This window comes from Pseudaminobacter soli (ex Li et al. 2025) (genome assembly GCF_029892515.1).
Lineage (GTDB): Bacteria > Pseudomonadota > Alphaproteobacteria > Rhizobiales > Rhizobiaceae > Pseudaminobacter > Pseudaminobacter soli_A.
This window is the reverse complement of record NZ_JARXVF010000001.1, coordinates 549,397-567,306: the sequence shown is the minus strand read 5'-3', so window position 1 is coordinate 567,306 and position 17,910 is coordinate 549,397. Positions and strand designations below refer to the sequence as shown.

The window sequence follows — 17,910 nt, the reverse complement described above, 5'->3', positions numbered from 1 at the left end:
ATGACAGCTCGTGCCGTACCGCGCCGCTCGGCCCGGTCAGTCGTCCGTGTTTCGGCGCAGGGCACCCGCAATCCGAACAACGAGGTCCGTGAGTGTCGCGGGTTGGAACGCACCGGACCCGATCCCCCCGGACATTTCCTCGCTGCCCTTCGGCAGGACAGCCTGTCCAAAGCCCAGCTTTTCGGCTTCTTTGAGGCGCTGCTGCGCATGGGCAACCGGCCTAATCGCGCCTGAAAGACTGATTTCGCCGAAATAGACGCAATCGGCGGGCAGGGCAAGACCGGTGAGCGAGGAAACCAGCGCGGCTGCAACCGCAAGGTCTGCCGCAGGCTCGGAAATGCGGTAGCCGCCGGCGACGTTAAGATAGACGTCGTGCTGGCCGAAGCGCACGCCGCAGTGGGCTTCGAGCACCGCCAGCACCATGGCAAGGCGCGGGCTGTCCCAGCCTACCACCGCACGGCGCGGCGTGCCCAGCGTGGACGGCGCGACCAGCGCCTGGATTTCGACCAGCACCGGGCGCGTGCCTTCCATGCCGGCAAAAACCGCGGCTCCCGGCGATTTTGCGTGCCGTTCGCCCAGGAAAAGCTCGGAGGGGTTGGCGACATCGCGCAAGCCCTTGTCCGACATTTCGAACACGCCGATCTCGTCGGTGGGGCCGAAACGATTCTTCACCGTGCGCAGGATGCGGTAGTGGTGGCCGCCTTCGCCCTCGAAATAGAGCACGGCATCCACCATGTGCTCGACCACGCGGGGGCCGGCGATCTGGCCTTCCTTGGTGACGTGGCCGACCAGGACCACGGCAGCACCGGTGGATTTTGCATAGCGGATCATCGCCTGCGCCGAGGAACGCACCTGTGTGACCGTGCCCGGCGCGGAGTCGGCAAGGTCGGTCCACAGCGTCTGGATCGAATCGATGATGACGAGGTCGGGCCGCTTGCCTTCGGCAATCGTCGCCAAAATGTCCTCGACATTGGTTTCGGCAGCAAGCTCGACCGCCGAGCCGGCGACGCCGAGGCGCTGAGCGCGCAGGCGGATCTGCGCCACAGCCTCTTCGCCCGAGACATAGACGATGCGGTGGCCGCGCGAGGCAAGTGCGGCGGCAGCCTGCGTCAGCAGGGTGGATTTGCCGATACCGGGGTCGCCGCCGACCAGAAGCGCCGAGCCGCGCACGAAGCCGCCGCCGGTGGCGCGGTCGAGCTCGCCGATGCCGGAGGCGATGCGCGGCGCGTCCTCGATTTCGCCCGACAGTGAAGTCAGCGTGACCGGCCGGCCTTTTCGCGCGCTGCGCATGGAGGCGGGACCGCTGCCGATGCCGCTGTTTGTGCCTTCCTCGACCAGCGTGTTCCACTCGCCGCAGGCATCGCATTTGCCGGCCCAGCGCGTATGCGCGGTGCCGCAGTTCTGGCAGATGAACTGGACGCGGGTCTTAGCCATGGGCGGCCTCCGGCGGGGTGATCAAGCGGACGGGCACGTAGGCGTTACTCGTGGTACCGTTCCGGCATATGATGCTCTTCCGCCAGGTCCGAGAAGCGGGTGTACTGACCCTCGAATGCGAGATCGACCGTGCCGGTGGGGCCGTGACGCTGCTTGGCGATGATGAGTTCGGCCTTGCCCTTCACCTTCTCAAACTTCAGCCGCCACTCCTCATATTCCGGCGTGCCTTCCTCCGGCTGCTTGTTCTGCAGGTAATATTCGTCGCGATAAACGAAGAGCACGACGTCCGCGTCCTGCTCGATGGAGCCCGATTCGCGAAGGTCGGAGAGCTGCGGCCGCTTGTCGTCACGGTTTTCGACCTGACGGGAGAGCTGTGAGAGCGCGATGATCGGAACATGGAGTTCCTTGGCAAGCGCTTTCAGGCCCGTGGTGATTTCGGTGATTTCCTGCACGCGGTTCTGCGAGTTCTTGGAAGAGCCCTGCATCAGCTGCACGTAGTCGATGACGATGACTTCCAGTCCGCGCTGACGCTTCAGGCGACGCGCACGCGCCGCAAGCTGGGCAATCGAGATACCACCGGTCGCGTCGATGAACAGCGGGATCTTCTGCATGGTCTGCGAGCAGGCGACCAGCTTTTCGAAATCGGTCTCGGTGATTTCGCCGCGGCGGATCTTCGAGGACGAAATCTCGGTCTGCTCGGAGATGATACGGGTTGCCAGCTGCTCGGCCGACATTTCGAGCGAGAAGAAGCCGACCACCCCGCCATTGGCGGCCTTGAACGAACCGTCGGCTTGCTGCGCCGGCTCATAGGCGTGGGCGATGTTGAAGGCGATGTTGGTGACCAGCGAGGTCTTGCCCATGGCCGGGCGGCCGGCAAGGATGATCAAGTCGGAGGGCTGCAGGCCGCCGAGCTTACGGTCGACGTCGCGCAAACCGGTGGAAATGCCGGAGAGGTGGCCGTCGCGCATATAGGCGGCGTTGGCCATGTCGACGGCGGTCTTCACCGCGTCGTTGAAGCTTTCGAAGCCGCCGTCGTAGCGGCCGGTTTCGGCCAGCTCGAACAGGCGCCGCTCGGCATCCTCGATCTGCGACTGCGGCGACATGTCGACAGGCGCGTCAAAGGCGATGTTGACCATGTCCTCGCCGACCGTGATCAGCGCGCGGCGCGTGGCAAGGTCGTAGATGGCGCGGCCATAGTCGGAGGCGTTGATGACGGTGACGGCCTCGGCGGCGAGGCGGGCGAGGTAGTGGGCAACCGTCATGTCGCCGACCTTCTCGTCCGAAGGCAGGAAGGTCTTGAGCGTGACCGGATTGGCCATCTTGCCCATGCGGATCAGCTCGCTTCCGACCTCGAAGATCCTGCGGTGCAGCGGCTCGTAGAAATGCGAGGGCTTGAGGAAGTCCGAGACGCGATAATAGGCGTCGTTGTTGACCAGGATAGCACCCAGAAGCGCCTGCTCCGCCTCGATGTTGTTGGGTGCCTCGCGATAAAGGGGGGCTTCCGCCACCTCGAACTTTCGTGCCGCCTCTGCCATTTTGTCCCCGATCTTGCCCTGTATTCTGCGGTACCAGACACGGACGCTGGCTTGTGAACATTCGCGCCTTGTTTCCCATGATTCACAGCCCGCCCAAGCCATCCACAGGCTGCTTGGCCGGCTATGCGAATCCATGTTGACGCGAATCGTTTGCGTAGATTAGCCGCGGAACGGTAGGAACAAAACAGGAAGCGTGGCGAGTTTCGCCGTAACTCCCTGCAATTTGTCGCCAGTCATCAATGCTACGCCGCGCGCGGCGCGAATAGGATGATGCAGGCGCCGGCGATGCAGACGGCAGCGCCTAAAAAATCCCAGCGATCAGGCCGCACGCCTTCACCGAACCAAAGCCAGGCAAGCGAGGTGGCGATGTAGATGCCGCCATAGGTGGCATAGGCGCGGCCGGCGGCCGATGATTCGACGAAGGTGAGCAGCCAGGCGAAGGCCATCAGCAGGGCAATGCCCGGAATGAGCCACAGCGCCGATTTCTCCAGGCGCCACCACGCCCAGAACGAAAAGCAGCCGGCGATTTCGCAGATCGCGGCCGCAATGAAGATCGGAATGCTCAAGCTGTTTCCCTCCGGCTGTCGGCCCATCATTCCGGGCGCGGTCGCCGGAAGGCAAGAGGCGGGCTATTCGCCCGCCTCGGAAATGCGGCGCCTGGACGACTTGCTCGGGCTCTTCTGCGGCTCAGGCGCGCGCGGACCGTCATGCATGGCGAGCGCCTTTTCGCACTTGCCGATGTAGTCGCGGGTCAGCGGGACAACGTCGTTGCGGCGGGTGAGCTGAATCTGAAAATTCATCATCTCCTGCCAGCGGAACGAGGCCTCCGAGGCCGCGAGATAGAATTCCCACATGCGGCAGAAGCGTTCGTCGTAGATCGCCTTGGCCCTGTCGCGATTGGCCATGAAGCGCTCGCGCCAGACCTTCAGCGTCTCGGCATAGTGGAGGCGCAGGATCTCGATGTCGGTCACCATCAGCCCGGCCTTCTCAATCTCCGGCAGCACCTCGGAGAGCGCCGGGATATAGCCGCCGGGGAAGATGTATTTGCGGATGAAGGCATTGGTGGCGCTGGGCGGGCCGTTGCGGCCGATCGAGTGCAGCACCATCACGCCGTCGGGCTTCAGCAGCGTCGCGCATTTTTCGAAGAAGGTGCGGTAGTGGTTGACGCCGACATGCTCGAACATGCCGACCGAGACGATACGGTCGAAGCGCTCGGTGAGGTGCCTGTAGTCGCGAAGCTCGAAATGAACGTGGTTGTCCAGCCCGTCGGCAAGCGCCCGCTCGCTGGAGACCCCATGCTGCTCGGTGGAGAGCGTCACGCCCAGAACATTGACCTCGAAGTTGCGCGCCAGATAGAGCCCGAGCCCGCCCCAGCCCGAGCCGATGTCGAGCACGTTCTGGCCGGGTTTTAGCCTGAGCTTGGCGGCGAGGTGGCGCTTCTTGGCGAGCTGCGCTTCCTCCAGCGTCATTTCGGGGCGTTCGAAATAGGCGCAGGAATACTGCATGTCCTCGTCGAGGAAGAGCTTGTAGAGCTCGCCCGACAGATCGTAGTGGCGCTGCACATTGCGGCGCGAGCGGCTGGTGGTGTTGAGCTGCTGGAAGCGGCGGAAAGCATGGCGCAGACCCTCGAGCGCCTTGGTCCATGCGACGTCGATGCCGCCCGGGCCCATGTTTTCGAATGCAACGTGCAGCAGGCCGAGAATATCGCCTTTCACCACGTCGAGTTCGCCGTCCATGAATGCTTCCGGCAGCGCCAGCATCGGGTCGAGGGCAATGGCTCGCTCGGCCCGGCGCGTCTTGATCAGGATATGGATCGGGTCGCCGCTGCCGTCACCGAAAGTCAGAGTGGAACCGTTCGAACCGGTGACCGTGAAGTTTCCCTTGCGCACCAAACGTTCGATGATGCGCTGCAACATAAAGTTCATGGCAAACATCCGCATTAAGGCAAAAAATAGGTTTGCCTATTCTGCTTCAAAGCGCCGCAGGTGCAATAGTTCCAGTTTGTACAAAAAAACCCGGGCGAGACGCCCGGGTTCTTGGTCCAGTTCACGAGAGACGAAAGAGTCTCTTCAAAAGTGATCAGGCTTCTTCGTCTTCTTCTGCGTTCGGATCGAAGAAGTTGTCCGGACGGGCGTTCTCGTTGATGTCCTCGCCATAGATGGCTTCGGCGGTATCGAGCTTCTCGCCGGCAGCCTGACGCTCGGCTTCGTCGGCCGTGCGAGCGATGTTTAGCGTGATGGTGACTTCGACTTCCGGATGCAGCGCGATCGCCACATTGGTGAGGCCGATGGTCTTGATCGGGTGGTTGAGCTCGATCTGCGTGCGGTTGACCGAAAAGCCTTCGGCCGTGACCAGATCGGCGATGTCGCGGGTCGAGACCGAGCCGTAGAGCTGGCCGGTTTCGCCAGCCGAGCGCACGGCCACGAAGGTCTTGCCGTCGAGCTTGTCGGCGATCTGCTGGGCTTCGGACTTGCGCTCGAGGTTACGGGCTTCGAGCTGAGCGCGCTGGCCTTCGAACTTGTTCTTGTTGGCTTCGTTGGCGCGGAGAGCCTTGCCCTGCGGCAGCAAGAAGTTACGGGCAAAGCCGTCCTTGACCTTGACGGTGTCGCCCATCTGGCCGAGGCGGGAAATACGTTCGAGGAGAATGACGTCCATCGATCCTGTCCTTTGTCTGTGCCGCAAGCGGCGTGATTCGTTCTGGACGGGTCAGGAAGCTGGTCGGCGCGTGGCGCCTCTGGTCGCTGTCCTGCCAGTCCGGCAGTTAGGGCATTGGCCCAACTCGGGATTTTTTTTACCGCACCCGATGCGGGGAGGGGAAAAGGCGGCGAACCGCCTCTTCCTTGATCTCATACGGCCTGACCGAAATCGGGCAGGCCGGAATGCCTTACTTCACCACGTAGGGCAGCAGGCCGAGGAAGCGGGCGCGCTTGATCGCCTTGGCGAGCTCGCGCTGCTTCTTTTGGCTGACGGCGGTGATGCGCGACGGCACGATCTTGCCGCGCTCGGAGATGTAGCGCTGCAGCAGACGCACGTCCTTGTAGTCGATCTTCGGGGCGTTGGCGCCGGAGAACGGGCAGGTCTTGCGACGGCGATGGAACGGACGCCGGGTCGGGATCTGGTTGATGTCGACCATTATTCTGCTGCTCCTTCAGCCTGTTCGCGCGGACGGCGCGGACCACGATCACCACCGCCATCGCGGTCGCCGAAGTTGCGTGCCGGGCGGTCGCCACGGTCACGGTCGCCGAAGCCACGGCTCGGACGGTCGCCGAAGCCACCGCGCTCACCGCGTTCCGAGCGCTCTTCGCGCTTCTGCATCATTGCCGAAACGCCTTCCTCGTGGGCTTCGACCTTGACGGTCATGAAGCGAAGGACGTCTTCCGACAGACCCATCTGGCGCTCCATCTCGTTGAGAGCGGCCGGCGGGCAGGTCAGGTCCATAAGCGTGTAGTACGCCTTGCGGTTCTTGTTGATGCGGTAGGTGAGGGACTTCAGTCCCCAGTTCTCAACCCGGCCAACCGTTCCGCCGTGCGAGGTGATGACGCCCTTGTAGTGCTCTACGAGCGCGTCGACCTGCTGCTGCGAAAGGTCCTGGCGGGCAAGAAACACATGTTCGTAAAGAGCCATTGTTCTTTGCCTTTCTTCGTTTCCCTGTCCGGTTCCCGGCGGCTAAGCCTCTGCAACTTCTCTTAAACCATCGAGGGCCTGGGGCCTTTCGAGGAGAAGAAAGGAGCATGACGAGACGGTCGAGAGCGGAGACACGGGAGGCGGAAGCACTTCTTGCTTCACACGGTGGCCTCCTTGTGGGAAACCTCCGGCCCTCCGTTCAGCCCCCAGCTGGGACCGGCAGATTGCGCGCGTCTATACAGCATCTGGCGGGGAAGGCAAGGGCAAAGGCCGGATCTGGCCCGGGATTGCCGCCGCAGCCGGTACGCCGGCGGTCCACGTCGTTTCCAAACCGATCCTTAACCACGTCGCAAGAATCAGGTCTGGCAGACGGCTCTGCGCAACAGGTTTTTCACCTTGTTGGTCCAGAGAATCTCGCGAATTTGCGTATTTCTAGGGGGTCACGATGCTGTTGAACCGCTTCTGGCGGTCGAAAAGCGGCAATTTCGCGATGATGTTCGCGATTGCCCTTCCGGCCATTCTCGCTGCCGTCGGCCTTGCGCTCGACGTTACAAACCTCATGACTGCAAGATCAAACCTGCAGAACGCACTGGATTCGGCGGTTCTGGCCGCATCGCGCCTGGCCGATGCATCCAGTTCGCGCACGGACGCCTTCGACGGCTTTTTCCGCGCCAATATCGCCAACCGCTCGGACCTGGTGAACGCCACCGCCAGGTTGAACGTGCAAGAAGGGGTCAATTCGGTCAAGACCGCAGCCACGGCGGAGGCCGACGTGGCTTTGAATTTCGGCTTCCTGTTCGGGAAGAGCGCCCACCTTGTCGTCAATGCAAGCGCCTATGAATCGACGGCCCGGCTGGAGGTCGCCCTGGTGCTGGACAATACCGGCTCGATGGGGGCTTCCAACATGCAGGCGCTGCGTGACAGCGCCAAGAGCCTCATCGACACGCTGGCGACTGTGAAGGCGCAGCGGCCTGAGCGCGTAATACGCGCGGCTTTGGTTCCCTTCGTGACGGCGGTTAACATTAAGGCGGCCGGCTTTTATAGTGACTCATGGGTCGACCTGAGAACGAGCATCCCGGACACCGACAAAGGTCTGAACGGCAAGAACTTTGACCCTGATGCCAACAAGAATCGCACCGGCCACATCAAGCTTTTCAATAACCTGGGCGTAGCCTGGAAGGGCTGTGTGGAAGCGCGCCCGATCAAGTTCAATGCGGATGGATCGGTCGACATGGCAAACTCACCGGGGCTGAATGATACTCCGCCCGATCCGCAAAGGCCCGAAACGTTGTTCGTTCCCTATTTCGCGCCGGACGAACCGGGCGATCCCGCCACCGCGCGCAACGCCGACGATGCGAGCAAAAACTACCAGTTCAACAATTCTTATCTCGCGGACCTCGTGGCGGGCATGCCCAAGACCGACCAGGAACTGGCCAGTTCGAAAACGACCGACGCGGCGTTTCAGTCCACCCAAAGGAATTTGGCCAAATACACTGCCGCCAACGCGAAAACCGGCAAGATTAACGAGGTCGCCCCGCTCACCTCGGGGCCGAACTATGCTTGCGCAACGCCGATCATGCCGCTCACGGATGATCTCAACAAGCTGAAGGCTGAAATCGACAAGATGACCTATTGGAACGGCTCGGGGACAAACGTGGCCGAAGGGATTTCCTGGGGGTACAGGGTATTGTCTCCGACAGAGCCGTTCTCTCAGGGTGACCCGTTCGACTCGGACGGTACGACCAAGGTCGCCGTGGTCTTCACCGACGGCGAAAACAACGTCTTCGGGCAGGGCGGGACATTCAACAAGTCCGACTATGGCGCATACAATTATCTTGCCGACGGTCGCATGGGCTCCAACGTCCGCGCCACAGCCCTCAAGAACGTCAACACCATGACCCAGACGATGTGCTCCGCCTTGAAGGCCAAGGGTGTGCGCGTGTTCACGGTGCTTCTTGGGGCCAGCGCTGATACGACTGCGAACCGCGATCTCTATAGCAAGTGCGCGACCACGCCCTCGAACTACTATCTGACCAAGACCCAGGATCAGCTCAAGGCGGCCTTCAAGGATATCGCCTTCTCGATCTCGCAGCTCTACGTCACCAACTGATGCGGGCGGCGGAAGTCGCAAGGCGCCTTCCGTCCCTCCAAAAGAAAACGGCCCGAAGAGCGATCTTCGGGCCGTTTTCATTGAAGTGGACTACATCGCGGCGGGGGCGTTCAGCATTTCGGGAAAGAAGCTTTCCGCAGCGTGCTGCCTGCCGAAGATCATGTCGTACTGCAGCAGCCGAAAATCGCGGATCGCCGGATCGAGGGTCTTGGATTGCGACCAGTCGGGCGTCGGCTCGTCACTGGTGCTGACCAGCATGTTACGGTCGACCACCCGGTAGCGCGCGCGCATCCCGCCGAGGAAGTCGGTGTAGTAGGGGTGCCTGATGCCGGCCGTTTCCATGAGGTGGTAGGGCAGGAAAGCGGGGCTGATCGAGCCGACATGCTGCGGGCCCGTGTGGTTCGACCAGACGACCAGCGGCGTTTCGTGCTGCACGCTCATTTCCGGCAGCGGCGCGCGGCGGCGGGCGACATTGTTGTCCATGAAGCCGGTTTCGACATAGACCGGCCCCAGCGGCGGCAGGTGGTCGCCGAACATGGCGATGATGGTGTGACGGTCGCGCTTCGTGGCCCATTCCACCAGGCGGGCGAGCGCCTTGTCGCCGTCGGCGGCACCTTCCGCGTAGCTCAGGACCGAGCCGAGCCCGGCATCGCTGATGGAGCCCGAAACGGTGTGCGTCGCGTCCGCGTAGCGGCCCGGCGCGTAGGGGCCATGGTTCTGCAGCGTGACGGCGAAGTAGAAGAGCGGATCGTGCGTGGCATCGGCCTCGTGGATCATCTCCTCGATCAGCGATGCGTCGGAAGCGAGCGGCCCGCGCGCCGCGAGCGGCGGCAGGATCTCCTGCGACATGAAATGCTCGAAGCCGAAGGCCTTGTAGACCGGCGTGCGGTTCCAGAACCAGCCGCCGAAGGGGTGGAAGGCGCGCGTGTCGTAGCCTTCGCTGCGCAGGAAGCTGGCCAGCGAGGGAATGGGGCTGCGCACATATTGCTGATAGGGGATGCTTCCATAGGGCAGGAAGGCGTTGGAGAAGCCGGTCAGCGCCTCGAACTCGACATTGGCGGTCATGCCGCCGAATTCGGGCGAGAAGATATTGCCCGACCGCAGCGATCGCGCATTCGCGATCGGATCGGGGGTAATCGTGATGCCGGGCAGGAGGGTCGGGTCCCAGAAGGACTCGTTCATCACCACGATAATGTCCGGCAGCTGGTCGGGCAGCACGGGCGCGGCCGCAGTTGGGCGGGTGATCGCCTCGATGGCCTCGGCCGAATAGCCGGACGGCGCAGCCACCTTGGCCATGGGCATGTTGAGCGCAAAGGCGAGGGCAAAGCCGTTGCTGTTATAATTTTCTTTCTGGTCCCACATCATTGGGATGATCTGGAGTCGGTCGCGCGCCCAGGAGAAGGTCGCGTAGTCCATGATCGAGCAGAAGAATGCCAGAAGCGGCAAAGTGGCGGCGAGACGCATAAGGCGTCCGCGCATCGTGAGCGTCGGGCGGCGGCGCCAGTATTTCCAGGCGAGCACAAGCACGGCGATGGCCAGGATCGCGCCCACGGCGATTGCCACGGCGGCCAGCGGCCGGTCGCTGGCCAGAAGCGGCATGAGCTCGACGATCTGGCGCGCAAAGAGAAAGTCGGTCGGATAGAGCGGATCGCCCAGGTAGAGCGACTTCTGGTGCCCGACGAAGGCCAGCAGCAGCACCAGCGGCGCTACCAGGAGAAGCGCGTGGTGGGCGCGGCCGAGCAGCGCATCGAGAAAGAGCAGCAGCAGCGAAAACAGCAGCACCGTCGTCCAGCCAGGCTTGAACGGTTGCTGGAAGAATTGCAGCGTCTCGGAGAACGAGCCGCGCGCGATCAGCTCGACGCAGAACACCAGAACGGCGGATATGACGACAGTCGCCACCAGCGTGCCGGCCAGGCGAATCGCGAGCTTGTCGCGCCAGCCGGATATTTCTACTTCGTTACATTCCGGGGCGCTTTGCGCCACTGCGTACTGACTTGCCAACTCGGAACCCCAATCCCACCCCAATCGTCATCTAACTGTCATTGAAATGTCACAAAAGCTAGAGTGACGAAAAGGCAAGTGGAATCAATTCTCCTTACGCTCGCGCAGATGTTCCGTGTGCGCATCAAGAGGCCGGATGGTTCCTCGCCGTTCCGATTGCTGGCGTTGATGAGCCGCACAGGACCGTGGGCGAAGGATGCTCAGCCTTGACTTTCCGGCCTTCCTTGCGCCACACGGCCTTTTAGTGAAACAATTCCGGGAGCCTATTCATGGCCGTCGCATTCACCTTTCCGGGGCAAGGCAGCCAGTCCGTGGGCATGGGCAAGGACCTCGCCGACGCCTTCCCTGAAGCCCGCGCGGTTTTCGAGGAAGTCGACGAGGCGCTGGGCCAAAAACTGTCCCAGATCATGTGGGAAGGCCCCGAGGAGACGCTGACGCTGACCGCCAACGCCCAGCCGGCGCTGATGGCGGTGTCGCTGGCAGCACTTCGCGCCATGGAAGCGCGCGGCTTCTCGCTGAAGGATAAGGTTGCCTATGTCGCCGGCCATTCGCTGGGCGAATATTCGGCGCTTGCGGCCGCTGGCATGTTCTCGATTGCCGATACGGCGCGGCTGCTGCGCATTCGCGGCAACGCCATGCAGGCGGCGGTTCCGGTGGGCGAGGGCGCTATGGCCGCCATCATCGGTCTGGAGCAGGCTGACGTGGAAGCTGCCTGCGCCGAGGCCGCCCAAAACTCCGTTTGCCAGATCGCAAATGACAATGGCGGTGGCCAGCTGGTGATTTCCGGCGCCAAGGCAGCCGTCGAGCTAGCCGCAAAGCTCTGCACCGAAAAGGGCGCCAAGCGCGCGCTGATGCTGTCGGTTTCGGCGCCCTTCCATTCGGCGCTGATGGCGCCTGCAGCCGAGGCCATGCGCGAAGCGCTGGCGGGCGTTGCCAAGCAGGCGCCCGTGGTGCCCGTGGTCGCCAATGTCGTCGTGCAGCCGCTGAGCAACCCGGACGAGATCGTCGCCCGCCTCGTCGAGCAGGTCACCGGCCGCGTGCGCTGGCGCGAGACGGTGGAATGGTTCGGCGCAAATGGCGTGGAGACGATGTACGAAGTGGGCTCGGGCAAGGTGCTCTCGGGTCTTGCCCGGCGCATCGACAAGGAAATCGCCACCAGCGCCATCAACACGCCGGCCGACGTCGAAGCGGCGGTTGCGGCGCTCGCCTGAACAATTGAGAACCAATGACCCCACCCGTGTTAAAGGGTGTGCTCTTGAGATGGAGTCAAAAATGTTCGATCTGACCGGCCGCAAGGCACTCGTTACCGGAGCCACCGGCGGCATTGGCGAGGCGATTGCTCGCGCGCTGCACGCGCAGGGCGCAACCGTCGGCCTGCATGGCACCCGCGCCGAAAAGCTCGAGTCGCTGGCCGCTGAGCTCGGCGACCGCGTAAAGCTGTTCCCGGCCAACCTGTCCGACCGCGACGAGGTGAAGGCGCTCGGCCAGAAGGCCGAAGCCGAACTCGAAGGCGTCGATATTCTGGTCAACAACGCCGGCATCACCAAGGACGGCCTGTTCGTCCGCATGTCCGATGCCGATTGGGACGCCGTTCTTGAGGTCAACCTCACGGCCGTGTTCCGCCTGACGCGCGAGCTGACCCATCCTATGATGCGCCGCCGCAATGGCCGCATCATCAACATCAGCTCGGTGGTGGGCGTGACCGGCAACCCCGGCCAGACCAATTACTGCGCTTCCAAGGCGGGCCTGATCGGCTTTTCCAAGTCGCTCGCCCAGGAGATCGCCACGCGCAATGTGACCGTCAATTGCGTTGCTCCCGGCTTCATCGAATCAGCCATGACCGACAAGCTGAACGACAAGCAGAAGGAAGCGATCATGGGCGCCATTCCTGCCAAGCGCATGGGCACGAGCGCGGAAGTCGCCTCCGCCGTGGTCTATCTGGCCTCGAATGAAGCTTCCTACGTCACCGGCCAGACGATCCACGTCAACGGCGGCATGGCCATGATCTGATCTCTCCGCCCGTTAACCTTTTCCCTTCGGCCGCTTCGCTGAAGGGGGAGGGCAAGGGGCGGATGCCGGGCGGTTTGGGCCGCTCCCGGCCAAATGGTGGCCGGCAAAGCCGATTTCTGTAGATGGTTGCTGCAAAACCGCGCAAAATCGGCGTTTTCGCATTGGACGCACGGCTCTTTTCGTGTAATGCCGCCATGACTATGCGGCGGTTGGGGCTGACGCTCCGCCGCCGTCACCACGTTCCCCAGGGAACATCTTTCAGCTTGATTACCGGCATTCGTGCCGTTAACGAAGACAGACAAATTGAAGACGAGGATGCCCAAATGAGTGACACCGCAGAGCGCGTCAAGAAGATCGTTGTCGAACATCTCGGCGTCGAAGCCGACAAGGTAACCGAAGGTGCCAGCTTCATCGATGATCTGGGCGCTGACAGCCTTGATACGGTCGAACTCGTGATGGCGTTCGAAGAAGAGTTCGGCGTTGAAATCCCCGATGACGCGGCCGAGACGATCCTGACCGTCGGCGACGCCGTCAAGTACATCGACAAGGCCTCGGCCTGACGCTTTCTCAGCTCAGCATTCCGAGATTACCGCGATGAGGCGTGTTGTCGTCACTGGCATGGGTCTGCTTTCGCCGTTTGGCGTTGGTGTGGAGCATGGCTGGAGAGAGCTTCTGACCGGTCGGAGTGCCGCCCGGCGGGTCACAGAATTTGAAGTCGAGGATCTTGCTTGCAAGATCGCGCATGTGATCCCGCGGGGTGATGGGAGCGACAATACGTTCAATCCCGAGGCCTATCTTGAGCCGAAGGAACTGCGCAAGATCGGCGACTTCATCCTTTACGGGATCGCGGCCGCCGACGAAGCGCTGAAGGACGCGGGCTGGGAGCCCAAGACGCCCGAAGACCAGTACGCCAGTGGCGTGATGATCGGTTCGGGCATCGGTGGCATCGAGGGTATAGCGGAAAACGCGCTTATCCTTAAGGAGCGCGGCCCGCGCCGCATCAGCCCCTTCTTCATTCCCGGTAACATCATCAATCTGGTTTCCGGTCAGGTCTCGATCCGGCACGGGCTCAAGGGTCCGAACCATGCCGTGGTCACCGCCTGCTCCACCGGCGCGCATGCCATTGGCGACGCGGCTCGACTGATCATGTTCGGCGATGCCGACGTGATGGTTGCCGGCGGCGCGGAATCGCCGGTCACGCGCCTTTCTCTGGCGGGCTTCGCGGCCTGCAAGGCGCTCTCTACCGGCCGCAACGAGACCCCTGAAAAGGCTTCGCGCCCCTATGATCGCGACCGTGACGGCTTCGTCATGGGCGAGGGTGCGGGCGTTGTCGTGCTCGAGGAGCTCGAACACGCCAAGGCTCGCGGCGCGAAGATCTACGCCGAGGTCGTCGGCTACGGCCTTACGGGCGACGCCTATCACATCACCGCACCTTCCGAGGACGGCGACGGCGCCTTCCGCTGCATGACCGCAGCACTCAAGCGCGCTAATCTGCAGGCGGCTGACGTCGACTACATCAACGCGCATGGCACCTCGACCATGGCCGACACGATCGAGCTCGGCGCGGTCGAGCGCCTGGTTGGCAATGCCGCCTCCAAGATCTCGATGTCGTCGACCAAGTCGTCGATCGGCCACCTTCTGGGTGCTGCCGGCGCGGCCGAGGCGATCTTCTCCATCCTCGCCATTCGCGACAATATCGCGCCGGCGACGATCAATCTGGACAATCCCGAGCGTGAAACGGCCATCGACCTCGTGCCGAACAAGCCGCGCGCGCGCCAGATCGATGTTGCGCTTTCCAATTCCTTCGGATTTGGCGGCACCAACGCCTCGCTGATTTTCCAGCGCTACAACGGCTAGGGCATGATCCCGAAAGGTCGCAGACCTTTCGGGCATGCTTGAAAGACTGGCATCTCATCCGAAGGGTCGCAGACCTTTCGGATGATATCATGCTTGAGAATGGCGGCATGGTCCCGAAAGGTTGCAGACTTTTCGGGAAAAATCATGCTTCAAAAATAATAGCTTGGAGCGAGATCGGTTCAACGAGCAACCATCTTGCTCAAGGCGGGCCGAAAGACCCGTCTTGTCGTGAATTTCGCCATAATCGCCCTTAGGGTCGGGTCGGCCGTTTCGGTAGATTCTGCCCCGTGATCTCTCGGCGGGGAACTGACGCAAAGAGCAAGAGTTGAGGCGCTATGACAACGAGTCCATCCGACGCTGAAATCGGTCGCAGTGCCGAGCCGTCGAAACCGATCGTTCCGAAGAGCGCCAGTGAAGCTCTGCGCCCGCAGGCCGGCACGCCGCCGCCGTCGAAGCGTTCGCGCGCCTCGCGCAACCAGTTCGTGGTTTTCCTGAACTTCCTGCTTTCGACCGTCGTGCTGGCGGTTCTCGCCGGTGGCGCCGCCGTCTATTTCGGCAAGGTCGAATTCGAAGGGCGGGGCCCGACGACGGTCGACCAGACCTTCATGATCAAACCCAGCACCGGCGTGCAGGAGATCGCCGACCAGCTCGAGCGCCGCGGCCTGATCAGCGACGCGCGCATCTTCCGCCTCGGCGTTCGCGCCTATGGCAACGATTCGGCGCTCAAGGCCGGCGAATATGAGATCAAGGCCGGCGCTTCGATGCGCGATGTGATGGAACTGCTGAAGAGCGGCAAGTCGGTGATGTACTCGCTGACCATCCCCGAGGGCCTGACGGTCGAGCAGGCTTTCGAGCGCATTGCCGAGCAGGAAGCGCTTTCGGGCGACATGCCCGCGTCGCTGCCGGCTGAGGGCAGCCTTGCCACCGACACGCAGCGTTTTACGCGCGGGACCACGCGGCAGTCGATCATCGACAAGATGCTTGCCCACCAGAAGCAGATGGTCGAGGAAATCTGGGAGCGCCGTTCGCCCGGCCTGCCGCTGGCCGACATCAACGCATTCGTGACGCTCGCCTCCATCGTCGAGAAGGAGACCGGCCGCGCCGACGAGCGCTCGCGCGTGGCCTCCGTCTTCATCAACCGCCTGAAGAAGAAGATGCGGCTGCAGTCTGACCCGACCATTCTCTACGGCCTGTTCGGCGGCAAGGGCCGTCCGGCGGATCGTCCGATCTACCAGTCCGACATCGACAAGCAGACGCCGTACAACACCTATCAGATCAACGGCCTGCCGCCGACGCCGATCGCCAATCCGGGCCGCGCGGCGCTGGAGGCGGTGGCCAACCCCTCGCAGACCGACGATCTCTACTTCGTGGCCGACGGCACGGGCGGGCATGTCTTCGCCAAGACGCTGGACGAGCACAACGAAAACGTTGCACGCTGGCGCGCCGCGCAGAAGAAGCAGGCCGAGGACGCCGCCAAGGCGGGGGCAAACCCGCCGGCAGACGACGAGCAGACACCGGCCCAATAGGCTATTCTACGAGGCGCGCCGACGAATGCGGCGCGCCTGTTCTTATCTTTCGAGCGGCTTGGGCCGTAGCCTTTCTGGCGGGTATGAGGGCCGCGAGATGACTTTGCAAAGTATGACCGGATTCGCCCGCGCATCCGCCGAGCTTGACGGCTCAACCATCGTCTGGGAGCTGAAGTCGGTAAACGGCAAGACCTGCGAGGTGCGCTTCCGGCTGCCCAACGGTAGCGAGCGGTTGGAGCAGCAGGCGCGCCTAGCCGTGCAGAAGCGTTTTGCGCGCGGCAACATCCAGGCTTCTCTCAACGTGGCCCGCGCTGCTGGCAACACCGGCCAGCCTGTGGTCAATGAAGCTTTCCTGAAAGATCTCGCCGGCCTTGCCAGGCGGCTCGAGGAACAGTTCGGCACCGCCCCGGCGACGGCCGATGGCCTGCTTGCGTTGCGCGGCGTGCTCGAAGTGCCTGAAACCACGGAAACCGAGGAGGAGCGAGCCCGCTTCGACGCGGCCGTGCTGGCTGGTCTGGAAACGGCGCTGGGCGAACTCGAACAGGCCCGCCAGGCCGAGGGCGAGGCTCTGCGCGCGCTACTCGGCGGCCATATCGATACGATCGAGGCGCTGACACTGAAGGCTGAGGCCGACCCGTCGCGGGAGCCAGCCGCTATCCGCGCACGCATCGCCGAACAGGTTGCGCTGCTGCTGGATGCTTCCTCCGCGCTCGACGAGGCGCGGCTGAACCAGGAAGCGGCGTTCCTAGCGACCAAGGCGGACATCCGCGAGGAAATCGACCGCCTCAAGACCCATGTCGCATCGGGACGGGCACTTCTTGCAGCCGGTGGCGCAATCGGACGCAAGCTCGATTTTCTTGCGCAGGAATTCAATCGCGAATCGAATACGTTGTGCTCGAAATCGAACGCTGCGACGGTCACCGCCATCGGGCTTGAGCTCAAGGCGGTCGTCGATCAGTTTCGTGAGCAGGTACAGAATCTGGAGTAGCATATGAGCGCTGAAACAATTTCTTCGAGCGCTATTCGCCGTCGTGGTTTGATGCTGGTGCTTTCGTCGCCTTCGGGTGCGGGAAAATCCACCATCGCCCGCAATCTTCTCGAAAGCGATTCAAGCCTCGAGCTGTCGGTCAGCGTCACCACGCGTGCGCGCCGCGGCAGCGAGATCGAGGGCGTCCACTACCATTTCCGCAGCCAGCGCGAGTTCGAGATCCTTCGCGACAACGACGCGCTGCTGGAATGGGCGGAGGTGCATGGCAATTTCTACGCCACGCCGCGCGAGCCGGCCGAAAGGGCGATGGCCGACGGCCGCGACATGCTGTTCGACATCGACTGGCAGGGCGCGATGCAGCTCAAGGAAAAGATGCGTGGCGACATCGTCTCGATCTTCATCCTGCCGCCGTCGATGAAGGAGCTCAAAGCCCGCCTGAAGCGCCGCGCCGAGGACACCGAAGAGGTCATCGCAAAGCGCCTGGAGAACGCGCGGCTCGAGATCGAGCAGTGGCGGGAATATGACTACGTCGTGATCAACCACGATCTCAATCTCGCCTTCGACGAGGTCCGCGCCATCGTCACCGCCGAACGCCTGCGCCGCGATCGCCGGCCCGGCTTGTTCGACTTCGTGTCGGGCCTGCTGGACGAGAAGACCGAGTAGTTCCCACTTAACGAAGGGGGATAGCTTCTGCCCCCTCATTTGGCCGCTACGCGGCCACCTTCTCCCCGCTGGGGAGAAGAGGAAACTTGCACCGCTGCGTCTCCTCTCCTTTCGGGGAGAGGACGCGAGCGAAGCGAACGGGCGATGGGATCGCAGCCCACC

At 62.8% G+C, this 17,910-nt stretch carries 16 protein-coding genes; 8 read left to right on the top strand and 8 right to left on the bottom strand.

The window, feature by feature from the left end; all coding sequences use genetic code 11:
* Positions 1-36: 36 nt before the first annotated feature.
* The 7 genes from radA to rpsF all read right to left on the bottom strand — a co-directional run bounded on the left by radA (position 37) and on the right by rpsF (position 6,593).
* The gene (gene radA, locus M2281_RS02735) at positions 37-1,434 is read right to left on the bottom strand and encodes a DNA repair protein RadA (protein ID WP_280819554.1); all 1,398 of its coding nucleotides are present in this window, start codon (positions 1,432-1,434) and stop codon (positions 37-39) included.
* A 44-nt stretch (positions 1,435-1,478) separates the two neighbouring features.
* Entirely contained in the window at positions 1,479-2,969 is a 1,491-nt protein-coding gene (locus M2281_RS02730) for a replicative DNA helicase (RefSeq protein ID WP_280819553.1), read from the bottom strand.
* Positions 2,970-3,211: 242 nt separating this feature from the next.
* Complete coding sequence (locus M2281_RS02725; protein WP_425537698.1) at positions 3,212-3,562, bottom strand: YnfA family protein; 351 nt, start codon at positions 3,560-3,562, stop codon at positions 3,212-3,214.
* 36 nt (positions 3,563-3,598) lie between these two features.
* On the bottom strand, positions 3,599-4,894 hold the full coding sequence (locus tag M2281_RS02720; RefSeq protein WP_280819551.1) for a cyclopropane-fatty-acyl-phospholipid synthase family protein: 1,296 nt from the start codon (positions 4,892-4,894) through the stop codon (positions 3,599-3,601).
* A 154-nt stretch (positions 4,895-5,048) separates the two neighbouring features.
* Complete coding sequence (rplI, locus tag M2281_RS02715; RefSeq protein ID WP_280819550.1) at positions 5,049-5,624, bottom strand: 50S ribosomal protein L9; 576 nt, start codon at positions 5,622-5,624, stop codon at positions 5,049-5,051.
* Between the two features lie 229 nt (positions 5,625-5,853).
* Positions 5,854-6,102 (bottom strand): 30S ribosomal protein S18, encoded by a 249-nt coding sequence (rpsR, locus tag M2281_RS02710; RefSeq protein WP_019170551.1) that lies wholly within the window; start codon positions 6,100-6,102, stop codon positions 5,854-5,856.
* Complete coding sequence (rpsF, locus tag M2281_RS02705; RefSeq protein WP_280819549.1) at positions 6,102-6,593, bottom strand: 30S ribosomal protein S6; 492 nt, start codon at positions 6,591-6,593, stop codon at positions 6,102-6,104. The genes rpsR and rpsF overlap by 1 nt, the downstream gene beginning before the upstream one ends.
* A gap of 445 nt (positions 6,594-7,038) precedes the next feature.
* Between rpsF and M2281_RS02700 the strand changes: the two genes are divergently transcribed.
* Positions 7,039-8,703, top strand: a complete 1,665-nt coding sequence (locus tag M2281_RS02700) for a pilus assembly protein (RefSeq protein WP_280819548.1) — start codon at positions 7,039-7,041, stop codon at positions 8,701-8,703.
* A gap of 90 nt (positions 8,704-8,793) precedes the next feature.
* Here the strand turns inward: M2281_RS02700 and M2281_RS02695 are convergent, their stop codons facing one another.
* On the bottom strand, positions 8,794-10,602 hold the full coding sequence (locus tag M2281_RS02695) for an LTA synthase family protein (protein ID WP_425537697.1): 1,809 nt from the start codon (positions 10,600-10,602) through the stop codon (positions 8,794-8,796).
* Positions 10,603-10,973: 371 nt separating this feature from the next.
* Between M2281_RS02695 and fabD the strand changes: the two genes are divergently transcribed.
* The 7 genes from fabD to gmk all read left to right on the top strand — a co-directional run bounded on the left by fabD (position 10,974) and on the right by gmk (position 17,748).
* Positions 10,974-11,915, top strand: a complete 942-nt coding sequence (fabD, locus tag M2281_RS02690; RefSeq protein ID WP_280819547.1) for an ACP S-malonyltransferase — start codon at positions 10,974-10,976, stop codon at positions 11,913-11,915.
* 61 nt (positions 11,916-11,976) lie between these two features.
* On the top strand, positions 11,977-12,714 hold the full coding sequence (gene fabG, locus M2281_RS02685) for a 3-oxoacyl-[acyl-carrier-protein] reductase (RefSeq protein ID WP_280819546.1): 738 nt from the start codon (positions 11,977-11,979) through the stop codon (positions 12,712-12,714).
* A gap of 323 nt (positions 12,715-13,037) precedes the next feature.
* Positions 13,038-13,274 (top strand): acyl carrier protein, encoded by a 237-nt coding sequence (locus M2281_RS02680; protein WP_106572369.1) that lies wholly within the window; start codon positions 13,038-13,040, stop codon positions 13,272-13,274.
* Between the two features lie 34 nt (positions 13,275-13,308).
* Positions 13,309-14,571 (top strand): beta-ketoacyl-ACP synthase II, encoded by a 1,263-nt coding sequence (fabF, locus tag M2281_RS02675; protein WP_280819545.1) that lies wholly within the window; start codon positions 13,309-13,311, stop codon positions 14,569-14,571.
* 335 nt (positions 14,572-14,906) lie between these two features.
* Positions 14,907-16,097: an endolytic transglycosylase MltG gene (gene mltG, locus M2281_RS02670; RefSeq protein ID WP_280819544.1), complete on the top strand. Its 1,191-nt coding sequence runs from the start codon at positions 14,907-14,909 to the stop codon at positions 16,095-16,097.
* A gap of 97 nt (positions 16,098-16,194) precedes the next feature.
* The gene (locus tag M2281_RS02665) at positions 16,195-17,085 is read left to right on the top strand and encodes a YicC/YloC family endoribonuclease (protein ID WP_280819543.1); all 891 of its coding nucleotides are present in this window, start codon (positions 16,195-16,197) and stop codon (positions 17,083-17,085) included.
* 3 nt (positions 17,086-17,088) lie between these two features.
* Positions 17,089-17,748 carry a guanylate kinase gene (gene gmk, locus M2281_RS02660; protein ID WP_280819542.1) on the top strand — a complete coding sequence of 220 codons (660 nt, stop codon included), beginning with the start codon at positions 17,089-17,091 and terminating at the stop codon, positions 17,746-17,748.
* Positions 17,749-17,910 lie beyond the last annotated feature (162 nt).